Origin of the sequence: Mesorhizobium sp. M0590 (genome assembly GCF_040320905.1) — a bacterium.
Lineage (GTDB): Bacteria > Pseudomonadota > Alphaproteobacteria > Rhizobiales > Rhizobiaceae > Mesorhizobium.
This window is the reverse complement of the sequence record NZ_JAMYQN010000008.1, coordinates 90,682-115,272: the sequence shown is the minus strand read 5'-3', so window position 1 is coordinate 115,272 and position 24,591 is coordinate 90,682. Positions and strand designations below refer to the sequence as shown.

The following is a 24,591-nucleotide window of genomic DNA, read 5'->3' as shown; positions in this document are numbered from 1 at the left end:
CCTCACTGACTGCCATCGTCTTCCTCGGGCAGAGGCCGCGCCGGCGTGCCGGTATAGGCCCACAGCCATTCGCGCGGCAGCGGCCCCTTGTTGCGGTCGCTTTCCTGCGACTGTTCCCACGCATGTGCGAGGATGCCGACCGAGCGCGACAGCACGAAAAGGCCGCGCGTCAGCGGCGGCGGAAAGCCGAGCTCGCCGTAGATGACGGCCGTGGCGCCGTCGATATTGAGCGGGATTTTTTTGCCCTTGCGCCGCGCCACCTCGGCCTCGATCGCCTCGGCGATATCGGCGAAGCGCCCGCTGACGATGCCGCGCGCGGCAAAGTCGCGGGTTAGCTCGATGAGGCGGGGCGCCCGCGGGTCGACCGGATGGAAACGATGGCCGAGCCCGGGCACATAACCGTTTTCCCCGGCAAGGAAACGATCGAGCCGCGCCGACACGGCGTCCGCAAGCGGCATGCCGGCGTCCAGTTCGGCAGCGATGTCTCCGTAGAAGGAAAGCGCCTGTTCGCCGGCGCCGCCATGCACATCGCCAAGCACGTTGACGGCTGATGCCATGGCGCTGTTGATGCCGACGCCGCAGGTGATCGCCATACGGGCGATGGCGATCGACGGCGCCTGCGGCCCATGGTCGACGGCAGCACCCAGCGCGATGCCAAGCAGCGCCGCCTGCTCCTCGCTTGGCGTTTCGCCGCGCAGCATGAGCCAGATCATTGCCGGAAAGCTGACGCGACCGATCAGATCCTGGATTTCATAGCCGCGCAGCCGGATGACGCCGGGGCGCATCTCGATGATGCCGGTCTGCCACCATTCCTCGCCGCGCGCGCGACCAGTCTTGTTTTGCGTTCCGCTCATGCCTTCGCTCTTTTCTTGGCGCGTGGCGGCAGGTCGGCAAAAACCTCGTCCATATGCTCGCCCAGCCCCGGCGGCGGCCTGCTCGGCAAAGGTGCCTTGCCATCGACCATGAAGCCGCCGCGCACCACGGTCAGCGGCTTGTCCATTCCGGACACAGCCTGGAAGCGCGCCGTCATGCCGCGCTCGATCACCTGTTGCTCCTGCAGAACCTGCGGGATCGTCAGCACCCGGCCGGCCGGCACGCCGGCGCGATTGAACGTCTCCTCCCAGGCGGCGGCCGAGCCGCTCGCCAGGGCGTCCTCGATCAACGCCTTCAATGCGATGCGGTTCTGCTTGCGCGTTTCGCGCTCGGCAAAGCGGACATCCGCCGCCAACTCCGGCCGGCCGATCAACCGGCACAGTGTGACGAACTGCTCTTGCTTGTTGGCGGCGATGTTGAGCAAGCCGTCGCCGGTGCGAAACGCGCCAGACGGTGCGGCCGTCATGTTTTCATTGCCCATCGGCTGCGGCTCGACGTCCGCCGTCAGATAGTTCGACACCGGCCAGCCGAGCGCAGAAAGCGTGCATTCGAGCATCGACACGTCCAGGAACGCGCCCTCGCCTGTCGTCTTCTGCTTGACCAATGCGGCGGTAATGGCGAACGCTCCGACCAGCCCGCCAAGCGTATCGGCAACCGGATAGCCGACACGCAGCGGCGCCGTTTCCGGTGTACCGGTGATGCTCATGATGCCGGAAAGACCCTGGATGATCTGGTCGTAGGCTGGATTGTCGCGCATCGGCCCGGTCTGGCCGAAGCCCGATATCGCACAATAGACAAGGCTTGGCCGGACCTCCTTCAGCCTGGCATGGCCAAGCCCCAGCCGGTCCATTACGCCGGGGCGGAAATTCTCGACCAGCGCGTCGGCCGAAGCGACCAGATCGAGGAAGCGTTCGCGGTCGGCCTCCTGCTTGAGATCGAGCGCCACCGAGCGTTTGCCGGCATTCTGCGCCAGGAACGAAGCGCCCATGCCCGCCCGGTTGAGCTCCGGCGAGGCGCCGAGCTGGCGCGCCAGATCACCGCCTTGCGGCGTCTCGACCTTGATGACGTCGGCCCCGAGCAACGCCAGCTGGTAGGCGCAATAGGGGCCGGCCAGCACATTGGTCAGGTCAAGGATGCGGATGCCGGAAAGCAGGTCTGTCATGACGTCACGAACAGCTCAGGCATCGCCCGGCACGTGCTCCGGTCCACGCATGCGTCTGTGCTCGATGTAGGCCCAGATATGCGGTCCAACCAGCCCGATGAAGGCCAGCGTCAGCAGCGTCAGCGACAGCGGATGCTTGTAGAACACCGTCCAATCGCCATTCGAGATGGTCATCGCGCGGCGGAACTGCGTTTCGGCAAGCGGCCCGAGAATCATGCCGATGATGACGGGCGCGGTCGGGAAATCGAAACGCCGCATCAGGAAACCGGCGGCACCGAGCAGATAGAGGATGACGAGGTCGATCGGCGATTGCGAGATGCCGTAGGTGCCGACCGTGGCGAACACCAGGATGCCGGCATAGAGCTGCGGCGCCGGGATCTTCAGCAATCGCACCCAGAGCCCGATCAGCGGCAGGTTGAGGACGACGAGGATGACATTGGCGATGAACAGGCTGGCGATCAGCCCCCACACCAGGTCGGCCTGCGTCGTCAGCAGCAGCGGCCCCGGATTGATGCCGTAGCTCTGGAACGCCGACAGCATGATCGCGGCCGTCGCCGAGGTCGGCAGGCCGAGCGTCAGCATCGGCACCAGCACGCCGGCCGCGGATGCATTGTTGGCCGCTTCCGGCCCGGCAACGCCCTCGATGGCGCCGACCGTGCCGAACTCCTCCTTGTGTCTGGAGAGTTTCTTCTCGATCGCATAGGAGAGGAAGGTCGGGATTTCGGCGCCGCCGGCCGGCATGGCGCCGATCGGGAAGCCGATCAGGGCGCCGCGCAGCCATGGCCTCCACGAGCGCGACCATTCGGCCGCGGTCATGTAGAGCGACCCTTTCAACGGCACGATGTCGTCCTTGCCGGCATAGCGGCGCGAGGCCATGTAAAGCGTCTCGCCAACGGCGAACAGGCCAACGGCGACGACGATGACGTCGACGCCGTCGAGCAATTCGCTCATGCCGAAGGTGAAGCGCGGCTGCCCCGTCTGCAGGTCGACGCCAATCATGCCGACGACGAAGCCGACGAACAGGCTGGTCAGGCCGCGCACCGACGACGAGCCGAGCACCGCCGAAACCGTGATGAAGGCCAGCACCATCAGCGAGAAATATTCGGCCGGGCCGAAGGCCAGCGCGAATTTGACGACGATCGGCGCCAGGAAGGCAACGCCGATCGTGCCCAGCGTGCCGGCGACGAAGGAGCCGATCGCCGAGGTCGCCAGGGCCGCACCGCCACGGCCGGAGCGGGCCATCCGGTTGCCTTCCAGCGCGGTGACGATGGTGGCGCTTTCGCCAGGCGTGTTGAGCAGGATCGATGTCGTCGAGCCGCCATACATGGCGCCGTAGTAGATGCCGGCAAACAGGATGAAGGATGCCTCCGGCGCCACCTGATAGGTGATCGGCAACAGCAGCGCGATGGTCAGTGCCGGCCCGAGGCCGGGCAGCACGCCGATCGCAGTCCCCAGCGTGGTGCCGACCAGGCACCATATGAGATTGATCGGCGAGAAGGCGACCGAAAATCCGTGCGCGAGATGGCCGAGCGTTTCCATGGCGTCAGCCCCTCAGCATGGCAACGACCGAATCGACGATCGCGTTCAGCTGGTTTTCGATGAAGCCGGCGCCGATATTGACGCCAAGCGCCCTGGCAAAGCCGAAATAGGCGGCCAGCGCCAGGATCAGCCCGAGCAGCACGTCACGCAGCGGACGCCGGCTGCCGAAACCGTGGCAGATGAGAACGAACATGATGACAGATGCCGCGGTAAAGCCGAGCGGCTGGATCAGCACCAGGTTGGCGATCAGTCCGAGGGCGGCGATGCCCATCGCCTTCCAGTCGGTCGGCGTCTCCTTTTCGTCCTCCGGCTGCCAGCCGCCCCGCAAGGCGGCAATGATGAGCAGCAGCGACAGGATCACCATCCCGGTCATGGTGATGTAGGGAAAGACGGTCGGACCGACCTTGGAATAGAGCGGCGACACCGGGATTGCCAGCGTCTGCCAGGCAACCGCACCGGCACAGGCGAGGAGCCCGACGCCGATCAGCAGTTCGGGTACTGCAAGGCGCGGCGGCGCCGGCTGGTCGCTGGTGCTCATCATCGTCCTCCCAATGTCGGTCCCTTGGGGCCGGTTCTCCTTGGACCGGTCTCACTCGGCCGATCCCGGCGTAGTTTCACCTCCGGCGCCGCGTATGTCCATGCGGCTGGCGAAAGTCGGCAAGGGTTGGCGCAGGCTGCCGCCCCTTGCCGAGAGCATCACGCTAGGCCGAGGTCCTTGAGGATCGTCCCGATGCGGGCCGTGTCTTCTGCGACGAATTTCGCATAATCGTCACCGGTGAGCAGGATCTGCGTCCAGTTGCGGTTCTTGCATTCGGTGGCCCAGGCGTCGCTCTTGGCCATGGTCTCGATCAGCTTGATCATTGCTGCCTTGTCGGCGTCCGAGACGCCGGGCGGTGCGAAGACGCCGCGCCAGTTGAACAGCTCGACATCGATGCCGGCTTCCTTCATCGTCGGCGCATCGATTCCCTCCTGGCGTTTATCCGCGGAGATGGCCAGCAGCCGCAGCGCACCCGCCTTGACCTGTTCGGCGAACTCGCCATAGCCGGAGATGCCGGCCGCGACCTGGTTGCCGAGCAGCGCCGAGAGCGCCTCGCCGCCGCCGGCAAACGGCACATAGGAGAGATTGGTGGCCGGAACACCGACGGTCTTGGCGATGAGGCCGAACAAGATGTGGTCCGAGCCGCCAGCCGAACCGCCGGCGACCGGAACCTGCGTCGGGTCGGCTTTGAGGGCGGCAACAAAGTCGGCCGCAGTCTTGAATGGCGAGGCGGCCGGCACCACAAGCGCCTCGAACTCGCCGGTGAGGCGGGCGATTGGCGTGACCTCGGTAAGGTTGTTAGCCGCCTTGTTGGCGATGATCGCGCCGACCATGACCATGCCAGCCAACATCAGCGCATTGCCCTTGCCCTTCCACTGGTTGACGAATTGCGGCAGGCCGACAGTACCGCCGGCGCCGCCGACATTGGTGATCTGCGAGCCGGAGATCAGTTTTTCGCCGCGCAGCACCTGGTCCATGGCGCGCGCCGTCTGGTCCCAGCCGCCGCCCGGCGCCGCCGGCACGAAAATCTGCAGCTGCGGTGCGTCCTGCGCGAAGGCGGGGATAAAATGCGATGCCGCCAGTCCGGCAGCACCTGCTGCAGCGGTGCTCATCAAGAATCGGCGTCTGTTCAGCATGGGATTCCTCCAAATCGCGACACCTCCTCCGGTGCCTGCCAGAAACGTGGCCTGACTTCAGACCCGCTCGATAAAATTCATGCAGAGTTTGCGTCTTCCTGTCAAAGACAGAACACGCCGCATGCGGCACAATCGGCCTGTGCGATCTTCAGGCAGGCGAACTCGACGCCGGACGACGTGGCAGGCAGAGGCCAGACAGCGTCCGTCAGGGCTGCCGCTCCAGCAGGATGGTCGGCTTGCCTTGGTAGACGGTTCGCAGCACTTCGCCATAACCGCATTTTGCCGCGACGTTCAGCGAGCCGGTGTTTTCCGGATCGATGATGCAGACGGTCTTCGCGGCTGCAAATGCCTCATCGCCCCAGGCAAGCACCCGTGCGACGACTTCGCTGGCCAACCCGTGGCCATGCGCGCCCGCAACCAGAGCCCAGCCGGTCTCCGGAATGCCCTCGATCGAGGGCGTCATGTCGCGTTTCAGATCGTGAAAGCCGGCCTCGCCGATGAAGCGGCCGGTGGCCTTTTCCTCGATCGCCCAGAAGCCGTAGCCCAGAAGCGACCACAGGCCGGCGTGGCGTAGGAAGCGCATCCAGCTTTCCTCCCGCGTGCGCGGCTTGCCGCCGATAAAGCGGGTGACGACGGGATCGGCCCACATCGCGACGTAGGCGTCGAAATCGTCAAGCCGGTGCGGCCGCAGGACCGTGCGCGAGGTCTCAATCACTGGGGCGACAATTGTATGCGGACTGGCCATGGTCATGTCTCGGTTGTGTTGCCGGTGCCTAATGCAGGTCTTCCAAAAGTGGGGACAGCGACACGCTCGAGACGGGAAATCCAAATCCGTTGCGAAAAACAAGAGCCAAGCCTGTGTAGATCATCTTCCAGGCTGATGTGAATCCTGCCAGGCGGTGTTAGTTTTTCTCCAGTACTGGTTCAGGCGCGTTGGGTTTCGGCGCTGCCGTCCGACAGAGGGGAACAGCATGGACACCACCGACCTTGTGCTTGCCATTTTCCATCATCTGCTGGTGTTTTCGCTGGCAGGCATCATCGGCGCCGAGTTCGTCCTGATCCGCAGCGACTTGTCCGCCGCGACGCTGAAGCGGCTTGTCGGCATCGATCGCCACTACGGCATCATCGCCATGCTGATCATCGTCGCCGGCATCGGCCGCGTCATCTATGGTCTCAAGGGCTGGGAATTCTACGTCTACAACTGGATGTTCTGGGCAAAGATGGCCGCTTTCGCAATTGTCGGCCTGTTGTCGATTATCCCGACCGTCCGATTCCTGTCCTGGAACAGGCAGGCGAGCGCCAGTCCCGGCTTCCAGGTGCCTGCGGCGGAGCTAGCGTCCGTTCGCACCTATGTCCGCACCGAGGCATCGATCTTCCTATTGATCCCGGTGTTCGCGGCGGCGATGGCGCGCGGCTATGGCTACTAGCATAGGTTGGAGGAAGGGCATCGCACGGCCCATCCTTCCCACTCATTTGCGCGGATAGACGTGCAGTTTGCCGTTTGAGCCCGATTGTCATTTGTCGGGTTGCGCTAGTTATTGCTCCATCTACAGTCGGTTTTAGAGGAATCCGCGCAGCGGTTGGCAATCATATCCTGGGAGGAAACACGATGCGAAAATTCATCGCCGCGCTGGCTGTCGCTGCGGCCGCCATGCTTTACCCACCGGCCGCTGGCGCGCAGACCTACCCCGAACGCACCATCACCATTGTCGTGCCGTTTTCGGCCGGCGGCCCTACTGACACCGTCACGCGTCTTGTCGCGGAAGCCATGTCGAAGGACCTCGGCCAGCAGGTCATCGTCGAGAATGTCGGCGGCGCCGGCGGCACACTGGGCGCCGGCCGCGTCGCAAATGCCGAGCCTGACGGCTACACGCTGCTCCTCCATCACATCGGCATGGCGACAAGTGCTACGCTCTACAGAAAGCTCGCCTACGACACGCTGAACGCATTCGAATATGTCGGCCTCGTCACCGAGGTGCCGATGACCATCGTCGGCCGCAAGGACCTCGAGCCGACCGATCTGAAGGGGCTGGTCGACTACGCCAAGGCCAACAAGGACAGCATCACCGTTGCCAATGCCGGGATCGGTGCCGCCTCGCATCTGTGCGGCATGCTGTTTATGAGCGCCATCGGCACGCCGCTGGTCACCGTACCCTACAAGGGCACCGGCCCGGCCATGACCGATCTTCTCGGCGGCCAGGTCGACATCATGTGCGACCAGACGACCAATACCACCAAGCAGATCCAGGGCGGCACGATCAAGGCTTATGCCGTAACCTCGCCGCAACGGCTAGACGTGCTGCCGGACGTGCCGACGACGATAGAGGCCGGTCTTCCCCAGGTGCAGGTCGGCATCTGGCACGGCATCTATGCACCCAAGGGCACGCCGGCCGAGATCACCGAACGCCTGTCGAAATCTCTGCAGGTGGCGCTGAAGGACCAGAACGTCGTCGCCCGATTTGCCGAACTCGGCACCAAGCCGTCGCCCGAGGCCGATGCCACGCGGGCCGCGCTCAAGGCCAAGCTGGAAAGTGAGATTGCGCGCTGGAAGCCGATCATCGAAGCGGCCGGCCAGTACGCCGACTAAAGGTTTTTAACGGGGCGCCGCCAGCGCCCCGTTTTTACACCGGCATCGGCACGCCCGTGAGGCGGGCCGGGAGGACGCCATGAAACCTTTCGCAATCGACAGAACCAACGGCATATGCGCCGCGCTGTTGATCTTTATTGGCGCCTTTTTCGCGCTGCAGTCGCTGGGCCTCGAAATCGGCACCGCCTTTCGCATGGGGCCGGGCTATTTCCCGCTGGTGCTGGCAATTGTGCTCATTCTGCTCGGCGCCGTCATCCTAGTCGAGGCAGTGCGCTTCGAGAGCGAGCCGATCGGTTACATTGCGTGGCGCGGCATGCTGTTCATCCTGCCTGCTCCGATCTTCTTCGGCCTGACGGTGCGCGGCCTCGGCTTCATCCCGTCGATCTTCCTGACGGCGCTGATCGCATCTTTCGGTAGCGGCCGTATGAAGCCGCTGACTGCACTCGTGCTGTCAGCCGGCCTGACGCTGTTCGCATTCGTCGTCTTCAGCTACGCACTCGGCCTGCCGTTTCGGCGTTTCGGCCCGTGGTTGCCAACGTCGTTGTGAGGAGATGAAATGGAACTCCTCAACAACCTCGCACTCGGCTTTTCGACAGCCACATCTTTGGCAAACCTCGGTTTCTGCCTGATCGGCGTCCTTCTCGGCACGCTGATTGGCGTCCTGCCCGGCATCGGTGCCACCGCAACCATCGCCATGCTGTTGCCGATCACCTTCCAGATCGGCGACCCGGTTTCCTCTCTCATCATGCTCGCCGGTATCTATTACGGCGCGCAGTATGGCGGCTCGACCACCGCCATTCTCATCAACATGCCCGGCGAATCCTCGTCGGCCGTCACCGCAATCGATGGCTATCAGATGGCCAGGAACGGCCGCGCCGGAGCAGCCCTGGCGACCGCGGCGATAGGCTCGTTCTTTGCCGGCACGGTGTCGACCTTCCTCGTCGCCATCTTCGCCCCACCGCTGACGGCGATAGCGCTGAGATTCGGCGCGCCCGAGTATTTTTCGCTGATGATCGTCGGCCTGGTCTCGTCCGTCGCGCTCGCCCACGGCTCGATCGTCAAGGCACTGGCCATGGTCGTGCTCGGCCTGCTGCTCGGCCTTGTCGGCACCGATATCTACACCGGCACACCCCGATTCACGCTCGGCATCCGCGAATATGCCGACGGGCTGAATTTCGTCGCAGTGGCGGTCGGCGTCTTCGGCGTCGCCGAGATACTGCGCAACCTCGAAAACGAGCATGAGCGTTCCGTGCTGATCCGAAAGATCTCCGGCCTTATGCCGACCCGCGAAGATTTTCGGCGCATGGCGGCTCCCATCGTGCGCGGGACAATCATCGGTTCGGCGCTCGGCATCCTGCCGGGAGGCGGCGCGATCCTTGCCGCCTTTGCCTCCTACACCGTCGAAAAACGTGTCTCGAAAAATCCCGGGGAATTCGGCAAGGGCGCCATCGAAGGCGTCGCCGGACCGGAATCGGCCAACAATGCCGGCGCCCAAACCTCCTTCATCCCGATGCTGACGCTCGGCATTCCGGCCAACCCGGTAATGGCGCTGATGATCGGCGCGATGATCATCCAGGGCATCGTGCCCGGCCCCAATGTCGCCATCGAACAGCCTGCACTGTTTTGGGGTATCATCACCTCGATGTGGATCGGCAATCTGATGCTGATCATCTTGAACCTGCCGCTGATCGGGCTTTGGGTGAAACTTCTTACCATCCCCTACTATGTGCTCTTCCCGATCATCATGGCGTTCTGCTCGATCGGCGTTTACAGCGTCAACACCAACGTCTACGACCTCTATGCCGTCGCCTTCTTCGGCTTGCTTGGCTACCTCCTGACCAAGCTGCGCTGCGAACCTGCGCCGCTGCTGCTCGGCTTCGTGCTCGGCCCGCTGCTCGAGGAAAACCTACGCCGCGCCATGATCCTCTCGCGCGGCGATCCGAGCACCTTCGTGACGCGGCCGATCAGCGCCAGCCTGCTCCTCATCGCGCTTGCCGTGCTCGTCATCGTGTTTCTCCCCGCGGTCAGGAAGAAGCGCGAGGAGGTGTTCGTCGAGGAGAGTTCCTGAATGTGGACGGCGCCACATACGAGGAACTTCAGAGTCACTTGCCGGGCACTGACTCAGTAGCCGCTTCTACTGGCCCGAGCGGCGCGATCTCGACCAGCGGTGCAGGCACGCTGGTCGTCTTTTCCTTGGCCTTGCAGATATCGGCGATGACGCAGGCCGGGCAATCCGGCTTGCGCGCCTTGCAGACATAGCGGCCGTGCAGGATCAGCCAATGATGCGCGTGCCGCATATATTCATCCGGAATGATCTTCAGGAAACCTTGCTCGACCTGTTCCGGCGTCTTGCCCGGCGCCAGGCCGAGCCTGTTACCGATGCGGAAGATGTGCGTGTCGACCGCCATCGTATGCTGGCCGAATGCCACGTTGAGCACGACGTTGGCGGTCTTGCGGCCGACACCCGGCAGCTCGACCAGTTGATCGCGATCCTCAGGCACCTCGCCGCCATGGTCGCGGATCAGCGCCTCCGACAGCGCGATGACGTTCTTGGCCTTGTTGCGCCATAGCCCGATGGTGCGGATATGGTCGCCGAGCTTGGCCTCGCCTAGCGCCAGCATCTTTTGCGGCGTGTCGGCGATTTTGAACAGCGCCCGCGTCGCCTTGTTGACGCCGGCGTCCGTCGCCTGAGCCGAAAGCACCACCGCCACCAACAGCGTGAAGGCGTTGATATGTTCGAGCTCGCCCCTCGGTTCCGGCCGCTGAACGGAAAAGCGCCGGAAAATCTCATGCACCTCGGCCGCGCTGTAAAGCGCCCGCGATCTCGCCGGCCGCGGACGCGGCTTGACGTTCGAGCCGTCGCGGCGGCCGGGCAACAGGTCTTTTTTTAGCGCAGAAGAGTTTTTGGGCTTGGGGCTTGTCATTGCCTTCCTATAATATTCCCCAATGAGCGACACAAACGCCTCATTTCAGGCCGACGAGCCATTTTTCCAGGCGCTGCTGACACCGCACCGGTCGCTGGGCAAGACCGGCTTTGCCATCCTGATGGGCGCCCTGCTGTTCGGCTGGCTGGTGACCGGAGCTTTTTTTCTGTCGCGCGGCGCCTGGCCGGTGTTCGGCTTCTTCGGCCTCGACGTGATCGCCGTCTACATCGCCTTCCGCGCCAATTATCGTGCCGCCCGGGCTCGCGAGGAGGTATCGGTGTCGCGCACCAGCCTCGACATCCGCAAGACTGCCCCGTCAGGCAAATCGGAAGCACACCGCTTCAATCCGTTCTGGGCGCGCTTTTCGATCGCCCGCCACGCCGAGATCGGCATCACCAGAATGGCGGTCGAGGCGCAAGGAAAAACCGTCTCGATCGGCGGCTTCCTCAACCCTGCCGACCGCGAAAGTTTTGCCACCGCATTTTCGCGCGCTCTGGCAGCCGCCAAGGCGCGCTGAGCCAGCGTTTCAGAACCGATAGCGCAACAGCCTGCCGATCTTGCGCAATGCTGGAATGTATTTCCAAAGGCGAACGAACAGTTTCGCGAACCAGCGCATGCGAGCGGCATGTTCCGGCTTATAGGCAGGGATGTCCTCGACGAACCGCAGCTTCGGAACGGCTCGCTCCAATTCATGCGGGTTCTCGATGCTCCAGTGGACCTCGGCGCCGGTGGCGCGGAAGGAGGAATTGAGGCGAATGATCTTCAGTCCCAGGCGACTATAGGCATCGAAAACCAGTTCGCCGCTCGAAAGATGTCCCACCAAACGAGAAAACAGTTGCTGCCCCTCCTCGGCACCCAGGTAGGGAGTCAGGCCTTCCGCCACGACTATGGCCGGGCGATCCCGAGGTACTTTGTTCAGCCATCCAGGTTCGGTGACCGACGAAGCGATCAGATGGTAGTGATCCCGCACTGGATAGAGCTTGCGCCTGAGATCGATGACTTCGGGATAGTCGACGTCGAACCAGTCCACGCCGGCTGGCGGGTCGATACGGAATATGCGCGTATCGAGCCCACACCCGAGATGCAGTACGATGGCGTCAGGATTTCGGGGGAGAAAGTCCTGAACGCAGACGTCCAGCGTCTTTGCCCTGATTGCTAGACCGACGCCGAGATTGTTGTCGACCTTGAGCCGTGAGAAATCATAGTCGATGTTGCGCACCGCCTCGTCGGCAAAGTAGTCCCTGAGCAGCGAATTGGGCAGCCGGCTCTCCAGCGCCTTGCCGTAAAGTGTTAAAAGCAAAGTCTCCTTTGCCCCGGTCAGGTTTACTTTTTCACCAGCCACGACCGTCCTCCCCATTCAAAGCCCAGCTCTATCTGGGTACATGCCGCGGGAAAGCAAGTTTCGGGTGGTGATCGGCGCCGCGAAGGACGATATTCGCACTCAAGGAGATACTGCCATGAACGCCCAAATGCCTCTCAAAACGACAGCAATCCTTCAGAAAGACATCACGCCTGAAGGTGGAGACTACGAAATCGTCCGTCGTGCCATCGAAAAGATCAGCCTCGACTATCGCGACCAGCCTTCGTTGGAAGTGCTGGCCGAGGAGGTCGGCGAGACACCGACCGGGCTGCAGAAGCTGTTCACCCGCTGGGCCGGCCTGTCGCCCAAGGCTTTTCTGCAGGCCGTCACCCTCGATCATGCGCGCAAGCTGCTCGATGCCGGCATGCCGCTGCTTGAAACCTCGTTCGAACTCGGCATGTCCGGCCCAGGCCGGCTGCACGATCTGTTCGTCACCCACGAAGCGATGTCGCCGGGCGATTACAAGACCCGCGGCGCAGGGCTCACCATCCGCTACGGCTATCATATCTCGCCTTTCGGCATCGCGCTGATCATGGTGACGGACCGCGGCCTTGCCGGCCTCGCCTTCAACGACCCCGGCGGCGAGCGTGCGGCCTTTGCCGACATGTCCAGCCGCTGGCCGAATGCGACCTATGTCGAGGACATGGCGGCGACGGCGCCCTATGCCGCGCGCATCTTCGATCCGTCGCTGTGGCGCGCCGACCAGCCGCTGCGCGTCGTCATGATCGGCACAGACTTCCAGGTCCGTGTCTGGGAGGCCTTGCTGCGTATTCCGATGGGCCAGGCCTGCACCTATTCCTCGATCGCCGCGCGCATCGGCGCACCGAGCGCCAGCCGGGCTGTCGGTGCCGCGGTCGGTGCCAATCCGATGTCCTTCGTCGTGCCGTGCCACCGGGCTCTCGGCAAGTCCGGCGCACTCACCGGCTACCATTGGGGCCTGACCCGAAAACGCGCCATCCTCGGCTGGGAGGCGGGACAGGTCTCTTGAATAGCCAACGAATGGAAACGACACGAGCGATGCAAGGACCGCTAGGGTGACAAGCAGCGATCTTACGGAGTAGCTTCCCGCGCAATTAGAGTGGTATGCGCTAGCGGGAGGCATTTCTTGATCGTTGTCATCGGCTCCATCAATCTCGATCTCATCGCAAGTGTCGACCGCTTGCCCGGTCCCGGCGAGACCGTGCGCGGCTCCGGTTTCGCTACTGCCCCCGGCGGCAAGGGCGCCAACCAGGCGCTGGCCGCCGCCCGCGCCGGCGCCAAGGTGCGCATGGTCGGCGCGGTCGGCAAGGACAGCTTCGCCAGCGACGCTCTGGCGCTGCTGCGCGACGGCAAGATCGACCTGTCCGGCGTCGGCGAGACCTTTGCCTCGACCGGTACCGCGTTGATCATGGTCGGCGCCGACGGCGAGAACGTGATCGCCGTTGTGCCGGGCGCCAATGATTCGGTCGTGCCGGGTGACCTTTCCAAGGCCTTCCTGAAAAACGGCGACGTCGTGCTGCTGCAACTGGAGATCCCGCTGCAGACCGTCGAGGCAGCACTCGACGCGGCAAGGACAGCCGGCGCGATCACAGTGCTCAACACCGCACCTTTCCATGGCGACGCGGCCGGCTTCCTCGGCAAGGCCGACTATCTCGTCGCCAACGAAACCGAGTTCGACCTCTATGGCGAGGCGCTGTCGTTGAATGGCCGCGACCGCCCGGCACGGATGCGCGACTATGCCGCGAGAACCGGCCGCACCATCGTCGTCACGCTTGGCTCGGACGGCGTTCTGGCGGCAACGCCGGACGATCTCCTGATGGTTCCGGCGCTGAAGATCAGTCCGCTCGATACGGTCGGCGCCGGCGACACGTTCTGCGGCTATTTTGCAGCCGGGCTGGCAGCCGGCCTGCCGCTCGACCAGGCGCTTGCCCGCGCTGCCGCAGCCGGTTCGCTGGCCTGCCTGAAGGCCGGTGCACAGCCGGCCATCCCGCTGGCCAGGGACGTCGATGCCGCCCTGCAGAAATCTGCAGGCTAAAGCGGGATGACAGCCATGCGCCCGACGACGAAGCACGCGGTGCCGCCCGCCGGCGACATCTGCCGCCTGTCTGCCGTGGAGCTTGCCGGGAAGATCAGGCGCCGGCAGCTTTCGGTGCGCGAAGTGGTCGCGGCATGCCTCGACAGGATCGAGGCGGTGAACCCGCTGGTCAACGCTATCGTTTCACTGCGTGAGCGTGCCGACATCCTGCGCGAGGCCGACAGCGCTGACGCTCATCTGGCGCGAGGAGGAGATACCGGATCGCTGTTCGGCCTGCCGATCGCGATCAAGGATCTTGCGCTGACAAAAGGCCTGAGAACCGCCTTCGGCTCGCCGATCTTCGCCGATTTTGTGCCTGAGGAAGACGACTTCTTCGTCGAGCGCGTCCGCAAGGCCGGCGCGATCATCATCGGCAAGACCAACGTTCCCGAATTCGGGCTCGGCTCCAACACCTACAACACCGTGTTCGGACAGACGCTCAACGCATTTGACCCGGCGCTGACCGCCGGCGGCTCGAGCGGCGGTGCGGCGGTCGCGCTGGCGCTCGACATGGTTCCCGTTGCCGATGGCAGCGATTTTGGCGGTTCCCTGCGCAATCCCGCTGCCTACAACAATGTCTATGGCTTCCGTCCATCGCAGGGATTGGTGCCGGCCGGCCCTGACCTTGATGTGTTTCTTGCGCAAATGGGCGTCGAAGGGCCGATGGGGCGTAACGTGCGTGACATGGCGTTGCTGCTCGACGTTCAGGCCGGCTATCATCCTCGCGCGCCGCTGTCGCATGATAAGCCAGGCTCGTTCCTCGAAGGGCTGGAAGCACCGGCGGCCGGCGGGCGCATCGCCTGGCTCGGCGATCTTAACGGCCATCTGCCGGTTGAAGCAGGCATTCTACAGCTTTGCGAGGCAGCACTCGGCCGGTTCGCGGATGTATCCTTCGAGGCCGAGCCGCTGATGCCGGAATTCGACTTCGAAGCGCTGTGGCAAGCCTTTGTAACGCTTCGCCAGGCGAGCAGCGGTTGTGCACTCAAGGCGCATTACGACGATCTCCTGAAACGAAGTCTGCTGAAGCCGGAGGCCGTTTGGGAGGTGGAACATGCACTGCGCCTCACCGCGCCGCAGATCCACGCCGCCACGGTGAGGCGCTCGTCCTGGCATCGAATGCTGCTGTCGCTCTTCGAGCGTTTCGACCTGATTGCGCTGCCAGCCGCACAGGTCTTTCCCTTCGATGTCGTCACCCACTGGCCAAGGGAAGTGGCCGGGCGTGCCATGGACAGCTATCACCGCTGGATGCAGGTCTCAGCGCTCGCCACGCTGGGCGGCTGCCCGGCGGTCAACGTACCGGCGGGCTTCGACGCCAGGGGCCGGCCAATGGGCATGCAATTGATCGGGCGGCCGCGCGGTGACCTCTCCGTGCTGAGGGCGGCTGCCGCCTATGAGGCAACGCTGCCATGGCAGGCCGGCGCCTGCTGAAATCAGCTCCGTATTGTCGGCGCCTCGCCGACTTGCACGCAACTCATCGCCATGCATTGATCGCGACAGCGCGCCGCACGAGCGGCATCTGTGGAGGGAAAAAATGTCGCTGGAACTCTACGCCACCTATGTCGTCGCCTGCATCGTCATCATCCTGGTGCCGGGGCCGACGGTGACGCTGATCATTGCCAACAGCATCCGCCACGGCTCGCGCGCCGGGCTCGCCAATGTCGCCGGCACCCAGGCCGGGCTGGCCATCATGATCGCCATTGTCGGCATCGGGCTGACCTCGCTGATCGCCGGCATGGGCCACTGGTTCGAATGGGTCCGGCTGATCGGCGCCGCTTACCTGATCTGGATGGGCGTGCAGATGTTCCGCTCGAAAGGCAAGCTTAACGCCGACGGATCGGCAAAAAAGCCGCGTGGCGGCTTCTTTTTGCAGGGGCTGCTGGTGGCGATCAGCAATCCAAAGACGCTGGTGTTCTTCGGCGCCTTCTTTCCGCAGTTCATCGCGCCTGAAGGCAATTACGCACTACAGATCGGCGTCATGGGTCTCACCGCGATGATCTTCGCCGCAGTCTCGGATTCGACCTACGCGCTGGCCGCCGGCCGCGCAGGGCGTCTGCTGTCGGCCGGCCGCGTCAAGCTCTTGTCGAGGATCAGCGGCAGCTTCCTGGTCGGCGGCGGCCTGTGGCTGGCGTTTTCCAAGGCGAAGTAACGGCCGCGAGCCCGGCGACGCCAACAGCAACATCCTGGAATAGGAAGGCCGATTGAAAGTCGGCCTTCAGGCCACCACATGGATCAACAGTTGGGGATTCATGTCTATGCCGTGGACTTACGCGGATTTGAAAAGGAACGCGTTTGGCGTGATCCTGTCCATCGCTTTGTTCGCGGCGATGGTTCCGTCGGCTCTGAACAAATGAGCGAATGACGCAAGTCCGATCCGGTCGGTCGACCCGGTCGATGCAACGATCAAAAGTGGACAGGGTAAAGGGCGCAATATCCAATATCTGCTGGTCCTTGAGAACGGTTCGACGGTCCTCGTTTACGACGACCTCCCGCATCTGATCGGCTCGCGCGTCGGCATCGAGCGCGTCACGCGCGACAATGGCTTCGTCTTTTACCGGTTTGCAAATTGAACGACGATCGATTCGATAGGCTGTTTTCAAAGGTGAAGCGAGTGACATGGCTTTTTCGGGGAATCGCTCTTGAACAAAGCCCCTATGCTACTCAACTCTAAGGTATGGGGCCGACAAATATTTCTCTTAGAACCCGCATTCTTTTGCTTCGGGAAGAGTTTCGCGACAGAGTTGTTGGCATCACAATCTTGTGCGCGCTCGCTCTCGCGATCGCTGTGCCGATTGTAACTAGGCAGAACAGTCCGATCACTGGCACACAACTCGTAGGAGGCACCGTCGAAGATGTTGCGACGATGCCTCTAAATCCGAAAGGTTCCGTCGGACATGGACTTTATTATAGATATGAAGTCCGCCTCCATGACGGCAACGCTCGGATATTTGTCGATGGTGAGGTGGAAACACCCCACATGATCGGATCGGAAGTATCGATCGAAGAACAGCAACGCCAGGACGGTACCACCACCTACCGCCTGCTCAACTACTGAGCAGCCCTAAAGCCGCCCCAGCCTTTCCAGCAACAGCGCGAAAAACGCATCATGGTCGATGTCGCGCATCACCATGGCGTTCTTCGGCCGCTTGGTCACCCCCCACCAGTCGATCACCGTCATGCCCATGGTGAGCTCCGAGGCGGTTTCCACGCTGACATTGCAATTGCGACCCTTGAACAGCTTCGGCTTCAGCAGATACGCGATCACGCAAGGATCGTGCAGCGGGCCGCCGTCGGTACCGTATTTCTCCTCGTCGAAACGTTCGAAGAATTCCAGCATGTCCGCGGTGGCCGTGCCGACCCTGGTGCCGAGCTTGCGGAAGGCCTTCGTGCGCTTGGCGGTGGTCAGCGCCTTGTGGGTGACGTCCAGCGGCATCATCACGATCGGAATGCCGGATTTGAACACGACATCGGCGGCATGCGGATCGACATAGATGTTGAACTCGGCGGTCGGCGTGACGTTGCCGCCCTCGAAGAAGCCGCCGCCCATCAGCACGATTTCCTTGATGCGCGGCGCGATTTTCGGCTCGCGGATCAGCGCCAACGCAATGTTGGTGAGCGGCCCGAGCGCGCAAAGCGTGATCGTGCCGCTCTCCTCCCTCATCAGCGTCTCGACTATGAAATCGACCGCATACTCTTCCTGCAGTTTCATCTTTGGTTCGGGCAGTTGCGGCCCGTTGAGGCCGGTCTTGCCATGCACTTCCTCGGCGGTGACCAGTTCGCGCGCCAGCGGCCGGATGGCGCCTGCATAGACCTTGACGTCCGGCCGGCCGGCCAGCTCGCAGATCTTGCGGGCGTTTTTTTCGGTAAGTTTCAACGGCACGTTGCCGGCCACCGCGGTGATGCCGACGATCTCCAGCTCGGCGCTGCCGAGCGCCAGCAATATGGCGACGGCATCGTCCTGGCCGGGGTCAGTGTCGATGATGATCCTGCGGGATTGGGGCATTTCAATTCCTTGTTTTGGCAAGTCTTTTTGGGCGGGACGTGTGACGGCTTGAAGTCTGCCGGGCGGCGGACCATATCAAGACCATCGGGAAAAATGCCATCCGGGTTTTTCCACTTTATGTCGCTCTTGAGAGGACACTGTAACATGAGCCGAATGACGCCTTTTTCCAGCCCGCTTCTCCTCGGTTTCGATTCCATGGAAAAGACGCTGGAGCGCTTGGCAAAGTCCGGTGACAGCTATCCTCCCTACAACATCGAGCGCCTCAGCGGTGCCGACGGCAAAACCGGAAGGCTGCGTATCACGCTCGCCGTCGCCGGTTTCGCGGAAAGCGATCTCGATGTCACAACGGAGGAGAACCAGTTGGTCGTGCGCGGCCGTCAGAACGACGACACCGAGCGCGAATTTCTCCACCGCGGCATCGCCGCGCGCCAGTTCCAGCGCTGTTTCGTGCTGGCCGACGGCATGCGGGTGATTGCGGCGGAATTGAAGAACGGCCTTCTGTCGATCGATCTCGATCGGCCGGAATCCGAACGGCTGGTACGAAAAATAAACATATCGGTGAAAGACTGATTTTTGCCGATAGCTCTCATGCGGGATGGCCTTGAGCGGCGTCTCGCGGCAAGGAGGCTTGAAATGACCAGAACTAACGAGAATATCATCATGACCAGCGGCGAATTCGCCCATCTCGGCGAAGGTTCGGTCGCCTATCTCAGGAAAGTGTCGAGCGACGATCTGCGCGGCCGTTTCCCGGGCCTCGGCGAAATCGCGCCGGGTCTGGAACTGTGGGCCCTGTTTGCCGCTAATGGCCAGCCGATCCTGCTTTCGGACGCTCGCGACCGGGCACTGGCTGGCGCGCTGGAAAACGATCTGACCCCGGTCGCTATCCACTAACGTCGCTATCCACCAACATTGGCGCCATCGACTGACAAATACGGCGCAGCGATCTGGCTGGAAACGGACAGGGCCGCTCACGGCGGCCCTTCAAAGGATTTAATCAAAACCTCAAGCGGCGTGCGAGGCCTGCGTGTCCGACAGCAGCGCATGGATGGCCACGGCGTCGCGCGTGCCCCTGATCTTGGCAACCGTGTCGGCGTCGCGCAGCACCCGCGCGATGCGCGACAGCGCCTTGAGGTGGTCGGCGCCGGCACCTTCGGGAGCCAAAAGCAGAAACACCAGGTCGACCGGCTGATCATCGAGGGCCTCGAAGTCCACCGGTGTCTCCAGCCGGGCAAAAACGCCGGCGATCCGCTTCACCCCAGCCAGCTTGCCGTGCGGAATGGCGATGCCGTTGCCGACGCCGGTGGAGCCGAGCCGCTCGCGTTGCAGGATGGTGTCGAACACCTCTCGCTCCGGAATGCCGGAAATTGCCGCCGCCCTTTCGGACAGCAATTGCAGCAGCTGCTTTTTGGAGTTCGCCTTCAACGCCGGCATGATTGCCGGAACGCTGACGAGATCGCTCAGATCCATGCTTGAAATCCCTTGTTCGCCTGCCGTCGCCAGTCCCCACGCTCGCGTGCGGCTGGTCTTTACCCCTGCGCGACCTTGGCCGTGGACGGGTCGATCCAGCCGATATTCCCGTCCGGCCGGCGATAGACGATGTTGAGATGGTCATTTCCGGCATTGCGGAAGACCAGGACCGGGCTGTCCTTGGTGTCGAGTTCGATCACCGCTGACGCCACCGACATGGTCCGCAGCGTCATAGTCGATTCGGCGACGATGGCCGGCGCGAAATTCTCCGGTATGTCCTCCTCGTCGTCGGCAAGCGGCGCCATCACCGTATAGGCGACGTCGGTGAGCTCGCCGTTGCTATTGCCTGAATTGTGCGACTTCAGCCGGCGCTTGTAGCGCCTGAGGCGCGTTTCCAGACGGTCTGCCGCGGTATCGAAGGCAAGCGTTGGATCCTGGGCATCGCCGGTCGCCTGCAGCGAAGCACCGGAGTCCAGCCGGATCATGCAATCGGCCGTGTAGCGCGACCCCGATTTGACGACTACGATTTGCCCTGAAAAGCCCCGATCGAAATATTTCCCGATCACTTCCCCGACACGGTCGTTGATGCGCGTACGGAACGCATCGCCGATATCCATGTGTTTTCCCGATATGCGCAGTGTCATCTGAAAACTGACCTTCCTTGCTCAGGCTTCAAACTGTCCCGAGTTTATACTCGTGGTCCGCGCGCACAAGCTTTTGCGGCGTCACTTGCGCCGATTTTAGATCCGAACTTTCCGGTTGATCACAAGCCGCCTTCTTGGCCGTCCCGTGGCCTACGTCGTGACGGACCATCTCTCGTGCGGGCATCGGCGAACTCAAATCCACTCGCCAGCCCGTCTCATGCGGGCGGGCTTCTAGCCACTTCGTCGCCGCTTGTCAATGAAGGGCGAAAGCTGTGGAAATTCCGCCGGAGATCAACGGCCGGCGCTGGCCAAAGCGCGTTTTTCGCGCCGCCGCTGCACCGAAGAGGGTATGTTCATGCCTTCCCGGTATTTGGCCACCGTGCGCCTGGCGATGTCGACGCCGCTTTCCCGCAGCATGTCCACGATGGCATCGTCGGAAAGCACATCGATGGCTTTCTCCTCGTCGATCAGCTGCTTTATGCGGTCGCGCACCGCTTCCGACGAATGCGCATCGCCGCCACCTGACGAAGCGATCGAGGCGGTGAAGAAATAGCGCAGCTCGAACACACCGCGCGGCGTCAGCATGTATTTGTTTGCCGTGACCCGGCTGACCGTTGATTCGTGCATGCCGATGGCGTCCGCCACCGTGCGCAGGTTGAGCGGCTTCAGGTGCCGCACGCCGTGGACGAGAAAAGCGTCCTGCTGGCGCACGATCTCAGAGGCCACCTTGAGAATGGTCTTCGCCCGCTGGTCGAGGCTGCGCGTGAGCCAGTTGGCGTTCTGCAGGCATTCGGCAAGGAAATCCTTTTCCGCCTGGTTTTTCGCATGTGGCGTGACCTGGGCGAAATAGATGTGATCGACCAGCACGCGCGGCAGCGTCTCGGCATTGAGCTCGACCGTCCAGCTGCCGTCATTGGCTGCACGCACCTCGACGTCGGCCACGATCGCATCGCTGGCACCGCGCGAAAACGCCATTCCAGGCCGCGGGTCGAGCGCCCGGATCTCGGCCAGCATGTCGAGCAGATCCTCCTCGTCGACGCCGCAAATCCGCTTCAGCGTCTGGAAATCGCGCCGTGCCAGGAGTTCGAGATTGGCGATCAGCACCTTCATCGCCGGATCGAGCCGGTCGCGCACGGCCAGCTGCAGCAACAGGCATTCGGCGAGGTCGCGGGCGAATATGCCGGCTGGCTCAAATGTCTGGCAGACCGCCAGGACCGGTGCCATCGCCGTGGCGTCCGTGCCGAGGCGGGCGGCGATCTCGGCCATGTCGGCACGCATGTAGCCGGCCTCGTCGAGGCCGTCGGCAAGCTCGCCGGCGATCAGGCACGCCGCCGGATCAGCAAAGGCGAGCGCCACCTGCTCGCCGACATGGTCGCGCAGCGTGATGGCCGCCGCCGCCATATCCGCGACGTCGAAGCCGTCGGAGGAAGAGGTGGAACCGTTGCCGGACGCCGATTTCCATTGTGCCGTCAGGTCGGGCCCGAGCCGCTCGCTCGTACCAGGATCGTCAGGAAACAGGTTTTCCAGCGACGTATCGAGCTTTTCCGAGATCGCCTCGGCGCTCCACGCCGTTTCCGCCTCGAACCAGTCGCCGTCGGCAGCCGGTTCCGATGCGGCGTCGCCCTTCTGCGCCTGGTCGCTGGCGGCGTCCTCCTGCGGTTCGGCGCGTTCCAGCAGGGGATTGCGTTCGATCTCGTCGTCGATGAAGCGTTCCAGCTCGAGATGGGTGAACTGCAGCAGGCGGATCGACTGCATCAGCTGCGGCGTCATCACCAGCGACTGCGACTGTCGTAGCTGTAGTTTTGCCGCCAACGCCATGGTTCGGTTTCAAACGCTCCGTCTACGCACCCGCACTGCTGGAAGGAATTTTCCAGGCCAGCATAGAAACTGGCCCGGCTTTTGCTTGTCAAGGCGAGGAGCGGTAAAACTCGCCTGTCGGAGCGTTTTCAGGCAGAAAATTGAAGAAAAAGCTGCTGGACCACGCCGGAAATCCCGCTCGAGCCGGAATTTCGCACTTAGAGCGTAAATCCCTCGCCGAGATAAAGCCGCCGCACATCGGCATTTGCGACCACTTCGTCGGCTCGACCATGGGTCAGCACCTGGCCGGCATGGATGATGTAGGCGCGGTCGATCAGGCCAAGTGTCTCGCGGACATTGTGGTCGGTGATCAGAACGCCGATGCCACGTGCCGTCAAGTGGCGCACGAGCTGCTGGATGTCGGCGACGGCGATCGGATCGATGCCGGCGAAAGGTTCGTCGAGCAACATGTAGGCGGGGCGGGTTGCCAAGGCGCGGGCAATTTCGAGGCGTCGCCGCTCACCGCCGGAGAGCGACAGCGACGGAGCCTTGCGCAGATGGCTGATGTGAAATTCCTCGAGCAATTCGTCGAGCAGGCGCTCACGCTCCTTGCGGCTCTTTTCGACCACTTCGAGCACGGCCCGGATGTTTTGCTCGACATTCAGGCCGCGAAAAATCGAGGCTTCCTGCGGCAGATAGCCGATGCCGAGACGGGCGCGGCGATACATCGGCATCGACGTGACGTCGAAACCGTCGATTTCGATCGTGCCTTCATCGACCGGCACCAGGCCGGTTACCATGTAGAAACAGGTCGTCTTGCCGGCGCCGTTGGGGCCGAGCAGCCCAACCGCCTCGCCGGCGCGCACGCCCAGCGTCACGCCGCTGACGACTTTGCGGCCCTTGTAGCTTTTGGTCAGCCCCTTGGCGATCAAGGTTCCCTTGAACTTTGCCGCTTCGACGGTGACCCTGGCCGGTGCCGCAAGTTGGCTGGCGGCGCGCCCTGGAAGACGCGCCAGCAGCGACGATATGCCGGTCATCAGGGTTTCGCTGCTCCAGACTTCGCCGGCGGCGTGATCGACATCATGACGCGGCCGCCGCAGGCGTCGACCTGGGCAAGGCCGCTCTTCATCTGCACAGTGAGCTTGCAGCCGACAAGCACGTTGTCGCCTTGCGAGAGCACGACCTTGCTGCCCGAAAGCACCAGCACTTCGGTCTTCATGTCGAAAGTGCCGCGGTCGCCGGTGGCAACCTGATTGTCCGATTTGATGTAGACCTTATCGTCGACCTCGAGATGGTCGATGTTGGCGGATCCGGTCATTGCCGCGGCACCCGCCGGCTGGGCGCTTTTGGCGGCGCCTGCATCCCTGACGTAATAGACCGTCATTTTGCCGGCCTTGAGCACAGTTGGACCCTGGACGACGTTGACGTTGCCGGTGAAGACGGCAACGCTTTCCGCTTGGCGCACCTCGAGCTTGTCGCTTTCGATCTGGATCGGCTTGTCGCCCGACAGCCTGAGGCCGGACATTTGGCTGGTGGCCTTGGACTGCGCCAGCGACGGCGCCGTCCCCAAGGTCAGCCCCAAGGTTAGCAACGCCGAAATCGCGGCGAGGCGCCGTGCCGAACTACTGAACCGCATTGGTCTCTCCGCTCTTTGCCTCTGCCGCCTTCAAACTGGCGGGATCGATGTCGACGCGCACCTTGTTCTCGAAAACCAGGACCTTGCCATTGTCCTGGACCGACATCGAATCCGCCCTGATCCGCGACCCGCCGCGGCTGACATCGACGGGCTCGCTTGTCTTCATAGTGCCTTCGCCCATGTCGAGATAGACTGATTTGAATTTTGCCACCACACCATCCGTCGTCGACACGGTCACATCGCTGGTCAGGCTGAGCGTGTTGCCGTCGCGATCGTAGGTGCCGTGCGTGGCGTTGATGGCGGCCGTGTTGTCGGCCGCAATCGGCAGCTTGGCCTTGATGCCTTCCAGATCGATGATGCCCTGTTTGCTGACGTCCTGTATGGCGCGCAGGGCCGTCATCGAATAGGGCAGGTCCTGCTTGGTGAAGCCGTTGAGCTTGGGATTGGCCATCACCAGCTTGCCATCGGCAAAGGCGCCGCCGTCGGCCTGCACCTCGATTGCAGCGGGAGCCATGAGATAGGAATAGACCGGAAACGCGACCGCAATCACGGCAGCGACCAGCGGCACGGCCAGCTTGAGGATACGGACCCGGCGCGAATGACGCTGCGCAACGTCAAACGCGTCGACCCGCGCCCGGCCTGCGGCCTTGGGAGCCAACTCCGTCTCGGTGTTGGTCGGTTCGATTGGTCCCGCTAACATGACTGCTTCTTCTAAACCCCTGCCCGCCAGGCCGCCCTATAGGTGGGGTGCCGGCGCCCTCAAGCAAGCACAAGCCGAGGAAAACCGCAAAAATGTGACAGCCGCCCCTGTACAATGAAAATGGCCCCAGCGCAGCCTGTACCTCATACCAGATATGGGCGCACAGTGTTAGAGC

Annotated in this window: 27 protein-coding genes; 12 read left to right on the top strand and 15 right to left on the bottom strand. The window is 62.9% G+C overall.

Translation table 11 applies throughout. The features are described from left to right. Positions 1 to 2 precede the first annotated feature (2 nt). From NKI52_RS15490 to NKI52_RS15465, 6 genes are all read right to left on the bottom strand, one after another. Complete coding sequence (locus NKI52_RS15490) at positions 3 to 854, bottom strand: citryl-CoA lyase (RefSeq protein ID WP_352465928.1); 852 nt, start codon at positions 852 to 854, stop codon at positions 3 to 5. Next, a complete protein-coding gene (locus NKI52_RS15485; RefSeq protein WP_352698507.1) occupies positions 851 to 2,035 on the bottom strand; it encodes a CaiB/BaiF CoA transferase family protein in 1,185 nt (394 codons plus the stop codon). The genes NKI52_RS15490 and NKI52_RS15485 overlap by 4 nt, the downstream gene beginning before the upstream one ends. Positions 2,036 to 2,050: 15 nt before the next feature. Continuing rightward, a complete protein-coding gene (locus NKI52_RS15480; protein WP_023675290.1) occupies positions 2,051 to 3,574 on the bottom strand; it encodes a tripartite tricarboxylate transporter permease in 1,524 nt (507 codons plus the stop codon). A 4-nt stretch (positions 3,575 to 3,578) separates the two neighbouring features. Then, on the bottom strand, positions 3,579 to 4,112 hold the full coding sequence (locus NKI52_RS15475) for a tripartite tricarboxylate transporter TctB family protein (RefSeq protein ID WP_023675289.1): 534 nt from the start codon (positions 4,110 to 4,112) through the stop codon (positions 3,579 to 3,581). A 158-nt stretch (positions 4,113 to 4,270) separates the two neighbouring features. Beyond that, a complete protein-coding gene (locus NKI52_RS15470) occupies positions 4,271 to 5,248 on the bottom strand; it encodes a Bug family tripartite tricarboxylate transporter substrate binding protein (RefSeq protein WP_023675288.1) in 978 nt (325 codons plus the stop codon). A 205-nt stretch (positions 5,249 to 5,453) separates the two neighbouring features. After that, entirely contained in the window at positions 5,454 to 5,993 is a 540-nt protein-coding gene (locus tag NKI52_RS15465) for a GNAT family N-acetyltransferase (protein WP_352568213.1), read from the bottom strand. Positions 5,994 to 6,219: 226 nt separating this feature from the next. Here NKI52_RS15465 and NKI52_RS15460 point away from each other — a divergent pair, with 226 nt between their 5' ends. From NKI52_RS15460 to NKI52_RS15445, 4 genes are all read left to right on the top strand, one after another. Continuing rightward, a complete protein-coding gene (locus NKI52_RS15460) occupies positions 6,220 to 6,675 on the top strand; it encodes a DUF2214 family protein (RefSeq protein ID WP_023675286.1) in 456 nt (151 codons plus the stop codon). 182 nt (positions 6,676 to 6,857) lie between these two features. Then, positions 6,858 to 7,835 carry a tripartite tricarboxylate transporter substrate-binding protein gene (locus NKI52_RS15455; RefSeq protein ID WP_023675285.1) on the top strand — a complete coding sequence of 326 codons (978 nt, stop codon included), beginning with the start codon at positions 6,858 to 6,860 and terminating at the stop codon, positions 7,833 to 7,835. A 79-nt stretch (positions 7,836 to 7,914) separates the two neighbouring features. Further along, complete coding sequence (locus NKI52_RS15450) at positions 7,915 to 8,382, top strand: tripartite tricarboxylate transporter TctB family protein (protein ID WP_023675284.1); 468 nt, start codon at positions 7,915 to 7,917, stop codon at positions 8,380 to 8,382. Between the two features lie 9 nt (positions 8,383 to 8,391). Next, positions 8,392 to 9,903 (top strand): tripartite tricarboxylate transporter permease, encoded by a 1,512-nt coding sequence (locus NKI52_RS15445; protein WP_023675283.1) that lies wholly within the window; start codon positions 8,392 to 8,394, stop codon positions 9,901 to 9,903. A 34-nt stretch (positions 9,904 to 9,937) separates the two neighbouring features. On the opposite strand, the gene nth is transcribed toward NKI52_RS15445, so the two are convergent. After that, positions 9,938 to 10,759, bottom strand: coding sequence for an endonuclease III (nth, locus tag NKI52_RS15440; protein ID WP_023675282.1), 822 nt, complete (start codon positions 10,757 to 10,759; stop codon positions 9,938 to 9,940). 22 nt (positions 10,760 to 10,781) lie between these two features. On the opposite strand from nth, the gene NKI52_RS15435 reads away from it, so the two are divergent. Beyond that, a complete protein-coding gene (locus NKI52_RS15435) occupies positions 10,782 to 11,276 on the top strand; it encodes a DUF2244 domain-containing protein (RefSeq protein ID WP_023675281.1) in 495 nt (164 codons plus the stop codon). A 9-nt stretch (positions 11,277 to 11,285) separates the two neighbouring features. Here NKI52_RS15435 and NKI52_RS15430 read toward each other — a convergent pair whose 3' ends face one another. After that, on the bottom strand, positions 11,286 to 12,101 hold the full coding sequence (locus NKI52_RS15430; RefSeq protein ID WP_352698503.1) for a class I SAM-dependent methyltransferase: 816 nt from the start codon (positions 12,099 to 12,101) through the stop codon (positions 11,286 to 11,288). 115 nt (positions 12,102 to 12,216) lie between these two features. On the opposite strand from NKI52_RS15430, the gene NKI52_RS15425 reads away from it, so the two are divergent. The 5 genes from NKI52_RS15425 (at position 12,217) to NKI52_RS15405 (ending at position 16,523) form a co-directional block, all read left to right on the top strand. Then, positions 12,217 to 13,107 carry a methylated-DNA--[protein]-cysteine S-methyltransferase gene (locus NKI52_RS15425; protein WP_031211349.1) on the top strand — a complete coding sequence of 297 codons (891 nt, stop codon included), beginning with the start codon at positions 12,217 to 12,219 and terminating at the stop codon, positions 13,105 to 13,107. A 117-nt stretch (positions 13,108 to 13,224) separates the two neighbouring features. After that, positions 13,225 to 14,133: a ribokinase gene (locus NKI52_RS15420; protein ID WP_023675276.1), complete on the top strand. Its 909-nt coding sequence runs from the start codon at positions 13,225 to 13,227 to the stop codon at positions 14,131 to 14,133. Between the two features lie 6 nt (positions 14,134 to 14,139). Continuing rightward, positions 14,140 to 15,600, top strand: a complete 1,461-nt coding sequence (locus tag NKI52_RS15415; RefSeq protein ID WP_352698501.1) for an amidase — start codon at positions 14,140 to 14,142, stop codon at positions 15,598 to 15,600. 103 nt (positions 15,601 to 15,703) lie between these two features. After that, the gene (locus NKI52_RS15410) at positions 15,704 to 16,318 is read left to right on the top strand and encodes a LysE family translocator (protein ID WP_023675274.1); all 615 of its coding nucleotides are present in this window, start codon (positions 15,704 to 15,706) and stop codon (positions 16,316 to 16,318) included. 52 nt (positions 16,319 to 16,370) lie between these two features. Next, a complete protein-coding gene (locus tag NKI52_RS15405; RefSeq protein ID WP_352698499.1) occupies positions 16,371 to 16,523 on the top strand; it encodes a hypothetical protein in 153 nt (50 codons plus the stop codon). Between the two features lie 707 nt (positions 16,524 to 17,230). Here NKI52_RS15405 and NKI52_RS15400 read toward each other — a convergent pair. Continuing rightward, a complete protein-coding gene (locus NKI52_RS15400) occupies positions 17,231 to 18,172 on the bottom strand; it encodes a nucleoside hydrolase (RefSeq protein WP_352453985.1) in 942 nt (313 codons plus the stop codon). Positions 18,173 to 18,316: 144 nt separating this feature from the next. Here NKI52_RS15400 and NKI52_RS15395 point away from each other — a divergent pair, with 144 nt between their 5' ends. Together NKI52_RS15395 and NKI52_RS15390 are read left to right on the top strand one after the other, a co-directional pair. Next, positions 18,317 to 18,742, top strand: coding sequence for an Hsp20 family protein (locus NKI52_RS15395; protein ID WP_352698497.1), 426 nt, complete (start codon positions 18,317 to 18,319; stop codon positions 18,740 to 18,742). Positions 18,743 to 18,805: 63 nt separating this feature from the next. Continuing rightward, positions 18,806 to 19,063 (top strand): BQ00720 family protein, encoded by a 258-nt coding sequence (locus NKI52_RS15390; RefSeq protein WP_023675269.1) that lies wholly within the window; start codon positions 18,806 to 18,808, stop codon positions 19,061 to 19,063. A gap of 111 nt (positions 19,064 to 19,174) precedes the next feature. Here the strand turns inward: NKI52_RS15390 and ptsN are convergent, their stop codons facing one another. From ptsN to lptC, 6 genes are all read right to left on the bottom strand, one after another. Then, a complete protein-coding gene (ptsN, locus tag NKI52_RS15385; protein ID WP_023675268.1) occupies positions 19,175 to 19,639 on the bottom strand; it encodes a PTS IIA-like nitrogen regulatory protein PtsN in 465 nt (154 codons plus the stop codon). Between the two features lie 59 nt (positions 19,640 to 19,698). After that, on the bottom strand, positions 19,699 to 20,283 hold the full coding sequence (gene hpf, locus NKI52_RS15380; RefSeq protein ID WP_023675267.1) for a ribosome hibernation-promoting factor, HPF/YfiA family: 585 nt from the start codon (positions 20,281 to 20,283) through the stop codon (positions 19,699 to 19,701). Positions 20,284 to 20,574: 291 nt separating this feature from the next. Further along, positions 20,575 to 22,101 carry an RNA polymerase factor sigma-54 gene (gene rpoN, locus NKI52_RS15375; RefSeq protein WP_352568225.1) on the bottom strand — a complete coding sequence of 509 codons (1,527 nt, stop codon included), beginning with the start codon at positions 22,099 to 22,101 and terminating at the stop codon, positions 20,575 to 20,577. A 197-nt stretch (positions 22,102 to 22,298) separates the two neighbouring features. Then, positions 22,299 to 23,117 carry an LPS export ABC transporter ATP-binding protein gene (lptB, locus tag NKI52_RS15370; RefSeq protein ID WP_023675265.1) on the bottom strand — a complete coding sequence of 273 codons (819 nt, stop codon included), beginning with the start codon at positions 23,115 to 23,117 and terminating at the stop codon, positions 22,299 to 22,301. After that, positions 23,117 to 23,716 (bottom strand): LptA/OstA family protein, encoded by a 600-nt coding sequence (locus tag NKI52_RS15365; protein ID WP_023675264.1) that lies wholly within the window; start codon positions 23,714 to 23,716, stop codon positions 23,117 to 23,119. Before NKI52_RS15365 ends, lptB begins: the two co-directional genes overlap by 1 nt. Further along, complete coding sequence (lptC, locus tag NKI52_RS15360) at positions 23,703 to 24,416, bottom strand: LPS export ABC transporter periplasmic protein LptC (RefSeq protein ID WP_352568226.1); 714 nt, start codon at positions 24,414 to 24,416, stop codon at positions 23,703 to 23,705. The genes NKI52_RS15365 and lptC overlap by 14 nt, the downstream gene beginning before the upstream one ends. Positions 24,417 to 24,591: the final 175 nt, after the last annotated feature.